13 protein-coding genes are annotated in these 14,415 nt (G+C 69.7%); 11 read left to right on the top strand and 2 right to left on the bottom strand.

Annotated features, from left to right (window positions below):
• Positions 1-32: 32 nt before the first annotated feature.
• Together ACZ44S_RS07065 and ACZ44S_RS07060 are read right to left on the bottom strand one after the other, a co-directional pair.
• Positions 33-1,262, bottom strand: coding sequence for a DUF349 domain-containing protein (locus tag ACZ44S_RS07065; RefSeq protein WP_466925362.1), 1,230 nt, complete (start codon positions 1,260-1,262; stop codon positions 33-35).
• Between the two features lie 137 nt (positions 1,263-1,399).
• Positions 1,400-2,218, bottom strand: coding sequence for a peptidylprolyl isomerase (locus ACZ44S_RS07060; RefSeq protein WP_466925361.1), 819 nt, complete (start codon positions 2,216-2,218; stop codon positions 1,400-1,402).
• Between the two features lie 184 nt (positions 2,219-2,402).
• Here ACZ44S_RS07060 and ACZ44S_RS07055 point away from each other — a divergent pair, with 184 nt between their 5' ends.
• The 11 genes from ACZ44S_RS07055 to ACZ44S_RS07005 all read left to right on the top strand — a co-directional run bounded on the left by ACZ44S_RS07055 (position 2,403) and on the right by ACZ44S_RS07005 (position 14,391).
• Complete coding sequence (locus ACZ44S_RS07055; protein ID WP_466925358.1) at positions 2,403-3,110, top strand: MBL fold metallo-hydrolase; 708 nt, start codon at positions 2,403-2,405, stop codon at positions 3,108-3,110.
• Positions 3,111-3,121: 11 nt separating this feature from the next.
• Positions 3,122-4,384, top strand: a complete 1,263-nt coding sequence (hisS, locus tag ACZ44S_RS07050; RefSeq protein ID WP_466925355.1) for a histidine--tRNA ligase — start codon at positions 3,122-3,124, stop codon at positions 4,382-4,384.
• Positions 4,385-4,572: 188 nt separating this feature from the next.
• On the top strand, positions 4,573-5,238 hold the full coding sequence (locus ACZ44S_RS07045) for a vitamin K epoxide reductase family protein (protein WP_466925353.1): 666 nt from the start codon (positions 4,573-4,575) through the stop codon (positions 5,236-5,238).
• A gap of 43 nt (positions 5,239-5,281) precedes the next feature.
• Positions 5,282-6,637 (top strand): replication-associated recombination protein A, encoded by a 1,356-nt coding sequence (locus ACZ44S_RS07040; protein ID WP_466925351.1) that lies wholly within the window; start codon positions 5,282-5,284, stop codon positions 6,635-6,637.
• Between the two features lie 301 nt (positions 6,638-6,938).
• Complete coding sequence (rpsD, locus tag ACZ44S_RS07035; protein ID WP_466925348.1) at positions 6,939-7,553, top strand: 30S ribosomal protein S4; 615 nt, start codon at positions 6,939-6,941, stop codon at positions 7,551-7,553.
• 190 nt (positions 7,554-7,743) lie between these two features.
• Positions 7,744-8,196, top strand: a complete 453-nt coding sequence (locus ACZ44S_RS07030; RefSeq protein ID WP_466925346.1) for a DUF948 domain-containing protein — start codon at positions 7,744-7,746, stop codon at positions 8,194-8,196.
• A gap of 7 nt (positions 8,197-8,203) precedes the next feature.
• Positions 8,204-8,593: a hypothetical protein gene (locus tag ACZ44S_RS07025; RefSeq protein ID WP_466925344.1), complete on the top strand. Its 390-nt coding sequence runs from the start codon at positions 8,204-8,206 to the stop codon at positions 8,591-8,593.
• Positions 8,593-11,265: an alanine--tRNA ligase gene (gene alaS, locus ACZ44S_RS07020; RefSeq protein ID WP_466925341.1), complete on the top strand. Its 2,673-nt coding sequence runs from the start codon at positions 8,593-8,595 to the stop codon at positions 11,263-11,265. The genes ACZ44S_RS07025 and alaS overlap by 1 nt, the downstream gene beginning before the upstream one ends.
• A gap of 35 nt (positions 11,266-11,300) precedes the next feature.
• The gene (ruvX, locus tag ACZ44S_RS07015; RefSeq protein ID WP_466925957.1) at positions 11,301-11,765 is read left to right on the top strand and encodes a Holliday junction resolvase RuvX; all 465 of its coding nucleotides are present in this window, start codon (positions 11,301-11,303) and stop codon (positions 11,763-11,765) included.
• Positions 11,766-11,893: 128 nt separating this feature from the next.
• On the top strand, positions 11,894-13,564 hold the full coding sequence (gene mltG / locus ACZ44S_RS07010) for an endolytic transglycosylase MltG (RefSeq protein ID WP_466925340.1): 1,671 nt from the start codon (positions 11,894-11,896) through the stop codon (positions 13,562-13,564).
• Entirely contained in the window at positions 13,564-14,391 is an 828-nt protein-coding gene (locus tag ACZ44S_RS07005; protein WP_466925337.1) for a shikimate dehydrogenase, read from the top strand. The genes mltG and ACZ44S_RS07005 overlap by 1 nt, the downstream gene beginning before the upstream one ends.
• Positions 14,392-14,415 lie beyond the last annotated feature (24 nt).

Genomic DNA, 14,415 nt, shown 5'->3' with positions numbered 1-14,415 from the left:
CGCCGGCCCCCTCCCGGGCCGTGCGGGCGGTCTCAGCCGCCGAACTCCTGCAGACCCTTCAGAGCCTGGTCCAGCAGCGCCTGGCGGCCCTCCAGCTCACGCTCGAGCTTGTCCGCCTTGGCGGTGTTGCCCTGCGCCCGCGCCTGCTCGATCTGGCCCTTCAGCTTGTCCACGGCGGCCTGGAGCTGGCCGGTGAGACCCTCGGCACGCGCGCGCGCCTCCGGGTTCGTCCGGCGCCACTCGGCCTCCTCGGCCTCCTGCAGGGCCCGCTCCACGGCGTGCATCCGGCCCTCGACCTTCGGGCGGGCGTCCCTCGGCACATGGCCGATGGCCTCCCAGCGCTCGTTGATCGCGCGGAAGGCGGCCCGAGAGGCCTTCAGATCCGTGATCGGCAGAAGCTTCTCGGCCTCCCCGGCCAGCTCCTCCTTCAGCTTCAGGTTCTCCGCCTGTTCCGCGTCACGCTCGGCGAAGACCGAGCTGCGGGCGGCGAAGAAGATGTCCTGGGCGCCGCGGAAGCGGTTCCACAGGTCCTCCTCGTGCTCGCGCTGGGCGCGGCCCGCGGCCTTCCACTCCGTCATCAGCTCGCGGTACCGGGCGGCCGTCGGGCCCCAGTCCGTCGAGTCGGACAGCGACTCGGCCTCGGCGACCAGCCGTTCCTTGGTCCTGCGGGCCTCCTCGCGCTGTGCGTCCAGCTGCGCGAAGTGCTGCTTGCGCCGCTTGGAGAACGCCGACCGCGCATGCGAGAACCGGTGCCACAGCTCGTCGTCGGACTTCCGGTCCAGCCGAGGCAGCCCCTTCCAGGTGTCCACCAGGGACCGCAGCCGCTCACCGGCCGCACGCCACTGATCGGACTGCGCCAGCTCCTCGGCCTCGGCGACCAGCGCCTCCTTGGCCTGGCGCGCCTCGTCGGACTGGCGGGCCCGCTGCGCCTTGCGCTCCTCGCGCCGCGCCTCCACCAGTTCCACGAGCTTGTCCAGCCGAGCCCTGAGGGCATCCAGATCACCGACCGCGTGATGGGCGTCCACCTGCTCGCGCAGATGACCGATCGCGGTCTGGGCGTCCTTGGACGACAGGTCGGTGGTCTTCACTCGCTTCTCGAGGAGGCCGATCTCGACAACCAGGCCCTCGTACTTGCGCTCGAAGTAGGCCAGCGCCTCCTCGGGGGAGCCTGCCTGCCAGGAACCGACGACCTTCTCGCCGTCGGCCGTACGCACGTACACGGTCCCCGTCTCGTCGACGCGGCCCCACGGGTCGCTGCTCACAGCGCCTCCTCCACATGATGCCGTCGAGGGGCCTGCGAGCTCCCCCGGGCATCGTCCACAGTTTCGTCACGGCCAACATAGGCGACCGACGGGATGCCTGTCCGCATCCCGCGCGACCGAAATTTCGCAGTTGGGGGTCAGGATGTGGTGACGGTCGCCTTGTCGATCACGACCGTCGCGTTGGGCGCCCCGTCACCGGCTCCGGTGCTCTCCCCGGCGCCGGCGATCTTCTTCAGCACCTTCATGCCGGCGTCCGACACGGTGCCGAACGGTGTGTAGTTGGGCGGAAGCTGACTGTCCTGGTAGACCAGGAAGAACTGGCTGCCGCCACTGTCCTTCTGCCCGGTGTTGGCCATCGCGACCGTGCCCGCCGGGTAGATGTTGTCCTTGAGGCTTTTGTCCTTCAGGTTCTCGTCCGGGATCGTGTACCCGGGACCACCGGTGCCGGTGCCCGTCGGGTCACCGCACTGCAGCACGTAGATGCCGTTCGTGGTGAGCCGGTGGCACTTGCTGTGGTCGAAGTAGCCCTTCTTCGCGAGGAACTCGAAGGAGTTGACGGTGTGCGGCGCCCCCGACGCGTTCAGCGCCACGTCTATCTCGCCACAGGTCGTGTCGAGCTTCATCGTGTACTTCGCCGACTTGTCGATGGACATCGCTGGCTCCTTCTTCCACGTCTGCGACTCGACCTTGCCCTCCGCGGGCTTGTCGCAGGGGTCCGGCGCCTTGCTCGGCGCGGCGCTCGGCGAGACCTCGGCGTTCGCGTTGGCCTTGTCGTCGTCCTGCTCCAGCGCCCCGGTCGCGTACAGGGCGCCGCTGCCCACGAGGACCACGCCGAGCACCGACGCGATCACCGCGTTGCGGATCCGCGACTTGCGACGCGCTTCGGTGCGCCGCTGCTGCTGCCGCAAGAACTTCTCCCGGGCGAGCTGACGCCGCCGCTGTTCCTGGCTGACCACCGGGTTCTCTCCTCATGCGTCTCGTGTGCCGGCCGGTACGCGTGCGTGCGTGCGGTGAGCCGACCGCCTGCGTGTGCCCCGTACCGTATATGGGTTCGCTGAGGAATCGGCAGCGCCGGTAGGCTCTGACCACGGGCGCAGCCCCGTCGCAAGCCTCCCGTACCGACACAAACGAAGGACGATCGTGCTCATTGCCGGGTTCCCCGCCGGGGCCTGGGGGACGAACTGTTATCTCGTCGCCCCCGCCGCCGGTGAGGAGTGCGTGATCATCGACCCCGGCCACCAGGCCGCCGACGGCGTCGCGGAGGCGGTCCGCAAGCACCGCCTCAAGCCCGTCGCCGTCGTCCTCACCCACGGCCACATCGACCACGTCGCGTCGGTCGTCCCGGTGTGCGGAGCGCACGACGTACCGGCCTGGATCCACCCCGAGGACCGGTACATGATGAGCGACCCCGAGAAGGGCATCGGCCGCGCCATCGGCATGCCGCTCATGGGCGAACTGACCGTGGGGGAACCGGACGACGTCAGGCAGCTCACCGACGGCACGCGGCTGAACCTGGCCGGCCTGGAGTTCTCCGTCGCGCACGCACCGGGCCATACCAAGGGGTCGGTGACCTTCGGCCTGCCCGAGGCGGCGGACATCCCGCCGATCATGTTCTCGGGCGACCTGCTGTTCGCCGGCTCCATCGGACGCACCGACCTGCCCGGCGGTGACATGGCCGAGATGCTCGACTCGCTGGCCCGCGTGTGCCTGCCGCTCGACGACTCGACCGTGGTGCTGTCCGGCCACGGCCCCCAGACGACCATCGGCCAGGAGCGCGCCACCAACCCGTATCTGCGGCAGGTGGCCGCCGGCCAGGGAGCATCCGAGGCTCCCCGACGAGGAATGTGACGAGACCTTCCGTGAGCACTTTCAAGGCCCCCAGGGGCACGTACGACCTCATCCCGCCGGACAGCGCCAAGTACCTCGCCGTCCGCGAGGCCATCGCCGCCCCCCTGCGCGGCTCCGGCTACGGCTACATCGAGACGCCCGGCTTCGAGAACGTCGAACTGTTCGCCCGCGGTGTCGGCGAGTCCACCGACATCGTCACCAAGGAGATGTACGCCTTCGAGACCAAGGGCGGCGACCGGCTCGCCCTGCGCCCCGAGGGCACCGCCTCCGTGCTGCGCGCCGCCCTGGAGGCCAACCTGCACAAGGCGGGCAACCTCCCGGTCAAGCTCTGGTACTCCGGCTCGTACTACCGCTACGAGCGCCCCCAGAAGGGCCGTTACCGCCACTTCTCCCAGGTCGGCGCCGAGGCGATCGGCGCCGAGGACCCGGCGCTCGACGCCGAGCTGATCATCCTCGCGGACCAGGCGTACCGCTCGCTGGGCCTGCAGAACTTCCGCGTCCTGCTCAACAGCCTGGGCGACAAGGAGTGCCGCCCGGTCTACCGGGCCGCGCTGCAGGACTTCCTGCGCGGCCTGGACCTCGACGAGGACACCCTGCGCCGCGCGGAGATCAACCCGCTGCGCGTGCTGGACGACAAGCGCGAGTCGGTGCAGAAGCAGCTGACCGGCGCCCCCCTGCTGCGCGACTACCTCTGCGACGCCTGCAAGGCCTACCACGAGGAGGTCCGCGAGCTGATCACGGCGGCGGGCGTGGCCTTCGAGGACGACCCCAAGCTGGTGCGCGGCCTGGACTACTACACGCGCACCACCTTCGAGTTCGTCCACGACGGCCTCGGCTCGCAGTCCGCGGTGGGCGGCGGCGGCCGCTACGACGGCCTGTCCGAGATGATCGGCGGTCCCGCGTTGCCGTCCGTCGGCTGGGCCCTCGGTGTCGACCGCACCGTGCTCGCCCTGGAGGCGGAGGGAGTCGAGCTCGAACTCCCGGCCACCACCAGCGTGTTCGCCGTACCGCTCGGCGACGAGGCCCGCCGCGTGCTGTTCGCGAAGGTCACCGAGCTGCGCAAGAACGGCGTGGCCGCCGACTTCAGCTACGGCGGCAAGGGCCTCAAGGGCGCCATGAGGGACGCCAACCGCAGCGGCGCCCGCTACACCATCGTGGCCGGCGAACGCGACCTCGCCGAGGGCGTCGTCCAGCTCAAGGACATGGAGTCCGGCGAGCAGACGGCCGTCGGCGTCAACGAGATCGTGGCGGAGCTGGAGTCACGCCTCGGCTGACCCGGTTCGTCCCGGCGCCGGGTACTCCCAGGGGTGCCCGGCGCCCGGGTCGTCAAGTGCGCGGAGTGCCGGACCACCCTGACGGGCGGTATGTCCTTATGCCCGCTCAACGGCGGACCCACAGCCTCGTACGGCACAATGGCCCCTGCCCGAAGCAGTCCCCACTCCCCAGTGACGGAATCGGCGTGATGAGCAAGACGACAGTCAGGGACGTCGACATGCAGCCCGAACCCGCGACCCCGCCGGAGCGCACCTCCGCACCGCGCACGGAAGGTGCGAGCCGGGCGCTCGCCCTTCTGCTGGTGATCACCGGAGCGGCCGGTGTGCTCGCCGCCTGGGTGATCACGCTCGACAAGTTCAAGCTGCTCGAGGCCAAGGTCAAGGGCGAGACGTTCGTCCCCGGCTGCAGCCTCAACCCGGTCGTCTCGTGCGGCAGCGTCATGGAGAGCGACCAGGCCTCCGTGTTCGGTTTCCCCAACCCGATGCTCGGTCTCGTCACATACGGCATCGTCGTCTGCGTCGGCATGAGCCTGCTGGCCCGGGCACGCTTCCCGCGCTGGTACTGGCTCACCTTCAACGCGGGCACGCTCTTCGGCGTGGTCTTCTGCGCCTGGCTGATGTTCCAGTCGCTCTACCGGATCAACGCGCTGTGCCTGTGGTGCTGCCTGGCCTGGGTCGCCACGATCATCATGTTCTGGTACGTGACGTCGTTCAACATCCGCCAGGGCTTCCTGCCCGCCCCGGGCTGGCTCAAGAGCTTCTTCGGCGAGTTCACCTGGGTCCTGCCGGTCCTGCACATCGGCATCATCGGCATGCTGATCCTGACCCGCTGGTGGGACTTCTGGACCAGCTGACCGCCCGCCCCGGGCTGTCGGTGCGGTGCTTTAGGGTTACAGCGTGGAGCCCGACCTGTTCACCGCCGCAGCAGAAGAACGCCAGGAGAAGGACCCGACCGGCAGCCCCCTGGCGGTCCGGATGCGCCCGCGCACCCTCGACGAGGTCGTGGGCCAGCAGCATCTGCTGAAGCCGGGCTCCCCCCTGCGCAGACTGGTCGGCGAAGGAGCGTCGGGCCCCGCGGGCCCCTCCTCGGTGATCCTGTGGGGGCCGCCCGGCACCGGTAAGACCACCCTCGCCTACGTCGTCTCCAAGGCCACCAACAAGCGCTTCGTCGAACTGTCGGCGATCACCGCGGGCGTCAAGGAGGTCCGCGCGGTCATCGACGGCGCCCGCCGCGCCTCCGGCGGGTACGGCCAGGAGACCGTCCTCTTCCTGGACGAGATCCACCGCTTCAGCAAGGCCCAGCAGGACTCCCTGCTCCCGGCCGTGGAGAACCGCTGGGTCACGCTGATCGCCGCGACCACCGAGAACCCCTACTTCTCGGTCATCTCCCCGCTGCTCTCCCGGTCCCTGCTGCTCACCCTCGAACCGCTCACCGACCACGACATCCGGGACCTGCTGAGGCGCGCCCTCACCGACGAGCGGGGCCTGAAGAGCGCCCTCACCCTGCCCGAGGACACCGAGAACCACCTCCTGCGCATCGCCGGCGGCGACGCCCGCCGCGCCCTGACCGCACTGGAGGCAGCCGCCGGGGCCGCACTCGACAAGGGCGAGGCGGAGATAGCGCTGGCCACGCTGGAGGAGACGGTCGACCGGGCCGCGGTGAAGTACGACCGCGACGGCGACCAGCACTACGACGTGGCCAGCGCCCTGATCAAGTCCATCCGCGGCTCCGACGTGGACGCCGCCCTGCACTACCTGGCCCGCATGATCGAGGCCGGCGAGGACCCCCGTTTCATCGCCCGCCGGCTGATGATCTCCGCCAGCGAGGACATCGGCCTCGCCGACCCGAACGCGCTACCCGTCGCCGTCGCCGCCGCCCAGGCCGTCGCCATGATCGGCTTCCCCGAGGCCGCCCTCACCCTCAGTCACGCCACCATCGCGCTCGCCCTCGCCCCCAAGTCCAACGCGGCGACCACCGCCATCGGCGCGGCACTGGACGACGTACGCAAGGGACTGGCCGGGCCCGTGCCGTCCCATCTGCGGGACAGTCACTACAAGGGCGCGACGAAGCTCGGGCACGGGAAGGGCTACACCTACCCGCACGACCTGCCGGAGGGCATCGCCGAGCAGCAGTACGCGCCGGACGCCCTGAAGGACCGCGAGTACTACGAGCCCACCCGGCACGGCGCGGAGGCGCGCTACGCGGACGCGGTGGAATGGACCAGGAAACACCTCGGTCGGAAGCGGTCCTGACCACCCTGTAGACTCTCAGCAGTGCTGCGTCCCGTGTCCGGCTCCTGTCGGCGCCTCAGGCGGGACATCCAGCCGGATCCTTCGATCCAGGAGCGTCGCGCACCGTCGTAGGTGTCGCGGGCAGCCCACCACCACCCTTAAGTCCCGGGACCGGTCGGTGGGCCGTTCGTGTGCTGCACGTATGTGCCCAGACCAGGGGAGCGGCTGCCTGGCAAGTCCCCCGCGGACCTGCCGGGAATTCCCCGGCTGCGGATGCGACCTCCCGTAACCCTGAGGCAGCCGAAAAGGAAAAGGAAAAGAAGTGGCGAACCAGTCCCGCCCCAAGGTCAAGAAGTCGCGTGCCCTCGGCATCGCGCTGACCCCGAAGGCCGTCAAGTACTTCGAGGCCCGCCCCTACCCGCCGGGTGAGCACGGCCGTGGCCGCAAGCAGAACTCGGACTACAAGGTCCGTCTGCTGGAGAAGCAGCGTCTGCGCGCGCAGTACGACCTCTCCGAGCGCCAGCTCGTCCGTGCCTACGAGCGTGCCTCCAAGACGTCGATGAAGACGGGCGAGGCCCTCGTCATCGAGCTCGAGCGCCGTCTCGACGCCCTGGTCCTGCGTTCGGGCATCGCCCGCACCATCTACCAGGCCCGCCAGATGGTCACCCACGGCCACATCCAGGTCAACGGCAAGAAGGTCGACAAGCCCTCCTTCCGTGTCCGCCCGGACGACGTCGTGGAGGTGCGCGAGCGCAGCAAGGAGAAGACCCTCTTCACGATCGCGCGTGAGGGTGGCTTCGCCCCCGACGGTGAGATCCCGCGCTACCTGCAGGTGAACCTCAAGGCCCTGGCGTTCCGCCTGGACCGTGACCCGAACCGCAAGGAGATCCCGGTGATCTGCGACGAGCAGCTCGTCGTCGAGTACTACGCCCGCTGATCCCAGCAGGCACGCGGTATCCCGAGCCCGCCGTCTCCCCGCCCTTCCGGGCGGACGAGGCGGCGGGCTCGTCTTTCGTCCCGCGACTCCGCCGGTGGCAGCAGGTAATCCGGTACGGAGTGACGTCACCGGCGCGATAGGCTCGGGCACACGACTTTCTCGATGTTCAGGCGCGTTTCAAAGGGAGCGGGTGCACACAGTGTCCGGTGGCGAGGTGGCCGGAATCCTGGTGGCCGTCTTCTGGGCGATCCTGGTCTCCTTCCTCGCCGTCGCGCTGGCGAGGCTGGCCCAGACGCTCCGGGCGACCACCAAGCTCGTGGCGGAGGTGACCGACCAGGCGGTCCCGCTGCTGGCCGACGCCTCCACGGCGGTGCGGTCCGCGCAGACCCAGATCGAACGGGTCGACGCGATCGCCTCCGACGTCCAGGAGGTCACCTCCAACGCGTCCGCGCTGTCGACCACCGTGGCCTCCACCTTCGGCGGCCCCCTGGTCAAGGTCGCCGCCTTCGGCTACGGCGTACGCCGGGCCGTCAGCGGCCGCAAGGACGACGCCCCGGCCAAGGAGCCGAGGCGCAACGTGATCGTGGGCCGCACCGTCCCGGGCGCGCGGCGTGACAAGCGGACCCGGGGAAAGAGGGACTGACCCGACGATGTTCCGCCGAACGTTCTGGTTCACCACCGGCGTCGCCGCCGGCGTGTGGGCCACCACCAAGGTCAACCGCAAGATCAAGCAGCTGACGCCCGAGCACCTCGCCGTCACCGCGGCGAACAAGGCGATCGAGGCCGGCGGCCGGCTCAAGGACCGCGCGGTGGACTTCGCGCTCGAGGTCCGCGACCACATGGATCGGCGGGAGGCCGAACTGGGCGACGCGCTCGGGCTGGGCGCCCCCGTCGACCGTGAACTCCCCGCGCCCCGCAGCTACGCCGTCATCGAGAACCGCAACACCCCCAAGTACGTCGAGGGTCCGGCGCGGAAGTCGACGCACCGGACACACCAGACGTACCCGACGTACCCGTACAACCGGAATGAGGACCACTGATGGAGTCGGCCGAGATCCGCCGCCGCTGGCTGAGCTTCTTCGAGGAGCGCGGGCACACCGTCGTCCCTTCGGCGTCGCTCATCGCGGACGACCCGACTCTGCTCCTCGTCCCGGCCGGCATGGTGCCCTTCAAGCCCTACTTCCTGGGCGAGGTCAAGCCGCCCTTCGACCGCGCCACCAGCGTGCAGAAGTGCGTGCGCACCCCCGACATCGAAGAGGTCGGCAAGACCACCCGCCACGGCACGTTCTTCCAGATGTGCGGCAACTTCTCCTTCGGCGACTACTTCAAGGAAGGCGCCATCAAGCTCGCCTGGGAGCTGCTCACCAGCCCCCAGGACAAGGGCGGTTACGGCCTGGAGCCGGAGAAGCTCTGGATCACCGTCTACCAGGACGACGACGAGGCCGAGCAGATCTGGCACGAGGTCGTGGGCGTGCCCAAGGAGCGCATCCAGCGCCTGGGCAAGAAGGACAACTTCTGGTCCATGGGCGTCCCCGGCCCGTGCGGCCCCTGCTCCGAGATCAACTACGACCGCGGCCCCGAGTTCGGCGCCGAGGGCGGCCCCGCCGTCAACGACGAGCGGTACGTGGAGATCTGGAACCTCGTCTTCATGCAGTACGAGCGGGGCGAGGGCACCGGCAAGGACGACTTCGAGATCCTCGGCGACCTGCCCAGCAAGAACATCGACACCGGCCTCGGCCTCGAGCGGCTCGCCATGATTCTGCAGGGCGTGCAGAACATGTACGAGATCGACACTTCCATGGCCGTCATCAACAAGGCCACCGAGCTCACCGGCGTGGCTTACGGCGACGCCCAGGCCTCCGACGTCTCCCTGCGTGTGGTCACCGACCACATGCGTACGTCCGTCATGCTCATCGGCGACGGCGTCACCCCCGGAAACGAGGGCCGCGGCTACGTGCTGCGCCGCATCATGCGCCGTGCCATCCGCAACATGCGCCTGCTCGGCGCCACCGGTCCGGTCGTCAAGGACCTCGTCGACGTCGTGATCGGCATGATGGGGCAGCAGTACCCCGAGCTGGTCACCGACCGCGAGCGGATCGAGAAGGTCGCCCTCGCCGAGGAGAACGCCTTCCTCAAGACGCTGAAGGCCGGCACCAACATCCTCGACACCGCCGTGTCCGACACCAAGGCCGCCGGCTCCACCGTCCTGCCCGGTGACAAGGCGTTCCTGCTCCACGACACCTGGGGCTTCCCGATCGACCTCACCCTGGAGATGGCCGCCGAGCAGGGCCTGACCGTGGACGAGGACGGCTTCCGGCGCCTGATGAAGGAGCAGCGGGAGCGGGCCAAGGCGGACGCCCAGGCCAAGAAGACCGGCCACGCCGACCTCGGCGCCTACCGAGAGATCGCCGACAGCGCCGGTGCCACCGACTTCATCGGCTACACCGACACCGAGGGTGAGTCGACGGTCGTCGGCATCCTCGTCGACGGCGTCTCCTCCCCGGCCGCCACCGAGGGCGACGAGGTGGAGATCGTCCTCGACCGCACGCCGTTCTACGCCGAGGGCGGCGGCCAGATCGGCGACACCGGCCGGATCAGGGCCGACTCCGGTGCCGTCATCGAGGTCCGCGACTGCCAGAAGCCGGTGCCGGGCGTCTACGTCCACAGGGGCGTCGTCCAGGTCGGCGAGGTCACCGTCGGCGCCAAGGCCCACGCCTCCATCGACGACCGCCGCCGCAAGGCCATTGCCCGCGCCCACTCGGCCACCCACCTCACCCACCAGGCGCTGCGCGACGCCCTGGGTCCGACCGCCGCCCAGGCCGGTTCCGAGAACCAGCCCGGCCGGTTCCGCTTCGACTTCGGCTCCCCGTCCGCCGTGCCGCAGACGGTCATGCTCGACGTCGAGCAGAAGATCAACGAGGTGCTCGCCCGCGACCTCGACGTGCGCGCCGACGTCATGGGCATCGACGAGGCCAAGAGGCAGGGCGCCATCGCCGAGTTCGGCGAGAAGTACGGCGAGCGCGTCCGCGTGGTCACCATCGGAGACTTCTCCAAGGAGCTGTGCGGTGGCACCCACGTGCACAACACCGCCCAGCTGGGTCTGGTGAAGCTGCTCGGGGAGTCGTCCATCGGCTCCGGTGTGCGCCGTATCGAGGCCCTCGTCGGCGTGGACGCCTACACCTTCCTCGCCCGTGAGCACACGGTCGTCAACCAGCTGACCGAACTGCTCAAGGGCCGCTCGGAGGAACTGCCGGAGAAGGTCTCCGCCATGCTCGGCAGGCTGAAGGACGCCGAGAAGGAGATCGAGAAGTTCCGCGCCGAGAAGGTGCTCCAGGCCGCCGCCGGTCTCGCCGAGTCCGCCAAGGACATCCACGGTGTCGCCGTCGTCACCGGCCAGGTCCCGGACGGCACCGGCGCCGACGACCTGCGCAAGCTGGTCCTGGACGTGCGCGGCCGCATCCAGGGCGGCCGGGCCGCCGTCGTCGCCCTCTTCGCCGTGAACAACGGCAGGCCGCTGACGGTGATCGCCACCAACGAGGCGGCCCGTGAGCGCGGTCTCAAGGCCGGTGACCTGGTGCGCGCCGCCGCCAAGACCCTCGGCGGCGGCGGTGGCGGCAAGCCGGACGTCGCCCAGGGCGGCGGCCAGAACCCGGCCGCCGTCGGCGAGGCCGTCGACGCCGTCGAGCGCCTTGTGGCGGACACCGCCAAGTGAACGGTCCCGAGCACGAGCGGACGGACGGCCCGGCGATGCGCCGCGGCCGCCGTCTCGCGATCGATGTCGGGGACGCCCGGATCGGGGTCGCCTCCTGCGACCCCGACGGGATCCTCGCCACACCGGTCGAGACCGTCCCCGGCCGGGACGTCCCCGCCGCACACCGGCGGCTGAGGCAGCTCGTCGAGGAGTACGAGCCGATCGAGGTCGTCGTCGGCCTCCCTCGCTCCCTCAAAGGCGGTGAGGGCCCGGCCGCGGCCAAGGTCCGCGGCTTCGCACAGGAACTCGCCCGCCTGATCAGGCCCGTTCCGGTGCGCCTCGTCGACGAGCGCATGACGACCGTGACGGCCAGTCAGGGGCTGCGGGCCTCGGGAGTGAAGTCCAGGAAGGGACGCTCCGTCATCGACCAGGCGGCCGCTGTGATCATCCTCCAGCAGGCACTGGAATCCGAACGGGTGTCAGGCAAGCCACCCGGCGAGGGCGTCGAAGTGGTCATCTGATCGCGATACGGTAACGTTCCGCGCGATGCGGCCGGTGTTCGAACAGCCGCCGCACAGAGAGAGGCGGAACGGGAGCCGTGGTCTTCAGGTGGCCGGGGCTGCCGCCGCCTCGCGGCTCTAGGGGATCGATGACTGAGTATGGCCGGGGCCCAGGCTCCGAACCGTGGCATCCGGACGACCCGTTGTACGGGGACGGCGGATGGGAAGGACAGCAGGCCCAGCAGGGTCAGCAGTCTCCCTACGGCGGCCAGCCGCAGCACTATCCGCAGCAGCCGCAGACGCAGCAGCAGTACGGCGACTGGGGCACCGGCGAGCAGCACGGGTACGGGCAGCAGCAGTACCCGCAGTACGACCAGCAGTACGCGCCGCACCAGCAGCAACAGCCGCAGTACGACGAGAACGGCTGGCCCACCGGCTCCTATCCGCAGGACCCGTACGCGGCGGGGCCGCAGGATCCGTACGCCGTCGGCCCCACGGACCCGTACGCGCAGCAGACCGGGCAGTACGGCGGCGAGCGGACCGACCACTACGGCACGCCCGACGCCTACCCGCCGCCCGAACCGCCCAGCCGCCGGCGCGCCGAACCGGAACCGGAGACCGACTGGGACCCCGGCCCCGACCAGGGCGAGCACGCCTTCTTCGCGGGCGACGACGACGGCCGCGACGACGAGCCGGACGACCGGCGCGGACGCGGCGAGCGCCGGGGCGGCAAGGAGAAGAAGCGACGCAGCGGCCTGGCCTGTCTCGTGGTGGTCGTGGTCTTCGGCGGCGGCCTGGCGGGTGTCGGCTACTTCGGCTACCAGTTCTACCAGGATCGTTTCGGCAGCCCCGCCGACTTCGCGGGAGCCGGCAACGGTGAGCAGGTGACCGTCACGATCCCCAAGGGCTCCGGCGGGTACGCCATCGGCCAGGCGCTCAAGAAGGAGGGCGTGGTCAAGAGCGTGGACGCCTTCGTCGCGGCCCAGGCCTCCCACCCACGGGGCAAGACCATCCAGGACGGCGTCTACACGCTGCAGAAGGAGATGTCGGCGGCGAGCGCCGTCGAGCTCATGCTCAGCCCGAAGAGCCGCAACAACCTGATCATCGCCGAGGGCAAGCGCAACGCCGACGTCTACCAGCTCATCGACAAGCGACTCGAGCTCAAGAAGGGCACCACGGCCAAGGTCGCCGAGACCAAGTGGAAGACCCTCGGACTGCCCGACTGGGCCGTGAACCACAAGAACGTCAAGGATCCGCTGGAAGGCTTCCTCTACCCGTCCAGTTACGCCGTCGCCAAGGGACAGAAACCCGAGGCCGTCCTGCAGCAGATGGTGGCTCGTGCCACCGAGAAGTACGAGGAGCTGGGCTTCGAGACGAAGGCCGAGAGCCTCGGCCTCGAGGGACCGTGGGAACTGGTCACGGTGGCGAGCCTGGTGCAGGCCGAGGGCAAGACCCACGACGACTTCCGCAAGATGTCCGAGGTGATCTACAACCGCCTCAAGACCAGCAACACCGAGACGAACCAGGAACTTCAGTTCGACTCGACGTTCAACTACCTCCTGGGTCAGAGCAAGATCGACATCTCCGAGTCGGAGATCAACAGCAACCCCGACCCGTACAACACGTACACCAACAAGGGCCTGCCGCCCGGCCCGATCGGCAACCCGGGCGAGGAGGCACTGCAGGCCGCGCTGAACCCGACCGACGACGGCTGGATGTACTTCGTCGCCACGGACGGTATGAACAAGACCGAGTTCGCCAAGACCATCGACGAGCACCAGAAGCTCGTCGACAAGTTCAACGCGTCGAGGGGCAACTGATGACGGCAGCCCGCAGGGCCGCCGTACTCGGCTCCCCGATCGCCCACTCCCTGTCTCCGGTGCTGCACCGCGCCGCGTACACGGAGATGGGGCTCGAAGGGTGGACCTACGACCGCTTCGAGATCGACGAGCAGGCGCTGCCCGGGTTCTTCGACACGCTCGGCCCCGAGTGGGCGGGACTGTCGCTCACCATGCCGCTGAAGCGAGCCGTGATCCCCCTGCTCGACTCGGTCAGCGACACCGCGGCCTCGGTCGAGGCGGTCAACACGGTCGTCCTCACGCCGGACGGCGGCAGGACCGGTGACAACACCGATGTCCCGGGCATGGTCGCCGCCCTGCGCGAGCACGGAATCGACAGGGTGGAGACCGCCGCGATCCTCGGCGCCGGAGCCACCGCCTCCTCCGCGCTGGCCGCCCTGGCCCGGATCTGCTCGGGCGAGGTCACCGTCTACGTCCGCAGCGAGGCCCGCGCCGCCGAGATGCGCCAGTGGGCCGAACGGCTCGACGTCGCGGTACGCATCGCCGGCTGGGACGACGCCGAACGGGCACTGCACGCCCCGCTGGTCGTCACCACCACACCGGCCGGAGTCACCGACGTGTTCGCCCGGGCGGTCCCGGAACGCCCGACGGCCCTCTTCGACGTGCTCTACGACCCGTGGCCGACCGTTCTCGCCGCCCGCTGGTCCACCTACGGGGGAGCCGTGATCAGCGGACTCGACCTGCTGGTGCACCAGGCGGTCCTCCAGGTGGAGCAGATGACGGGGCGCTCACCGGCCCCGCTGGACGCCATGCGAAAAGCGGGAGAACGGGCCCTCGCCGCCCGCTAAGATCCACTGTCGGTTCCGCAGGGG

This window comes from Streptomyces malachitofuscus (assembly GCF_055571035.1).
Note: the sequence above shows the minus strand (reverse complement) of the source record. Positions and strands in the feature narration are given on the sequence as shown.

Coding starts and splice junctions, on each gene's coding strand:
- ruvX (WP_466925957.1), top strand. CDS start 11,301: ATGCGCCGCGGCCGCCGTCTCGCGATCGATGTCGGGGACGCCCGGATC.
- mltG (WP_466925340.1), top strand. CDS start 11,894: ATGACTGAGTATGGCCGGGGCCCAGGCTCCGAACCGTGGCATCCGGAC.
- alaS (WP_466925341.1), top strand. CDS start 8,593: ATGGAGTCGGCCGAGATCCGCCGCCGCTGGCTGAGCTTCTTCGAGGAG.
- ACZ44S_RS07045 (WP_466925353.1), top strand. CDS start 4,573: ATGAGCAAGACGACAGTCAGGGACGTCGACATGCAGCCCGAACCCGCG.
- ACZ44S_RS07005 (WP_466925337.1), top strand. CDS start 13,564: ATGACGGCAGCCCGCAGGGCCGCCGTACTCGGCTCCCCGATCGCCCAC.
- ACZ44S_RS07025 (WP_466925344.1), top strand. CDS start 8,204: ATGTTCCGCCGAACGTTCTGGTTCACCACCGGCGTCGCCGCCGGCGTG.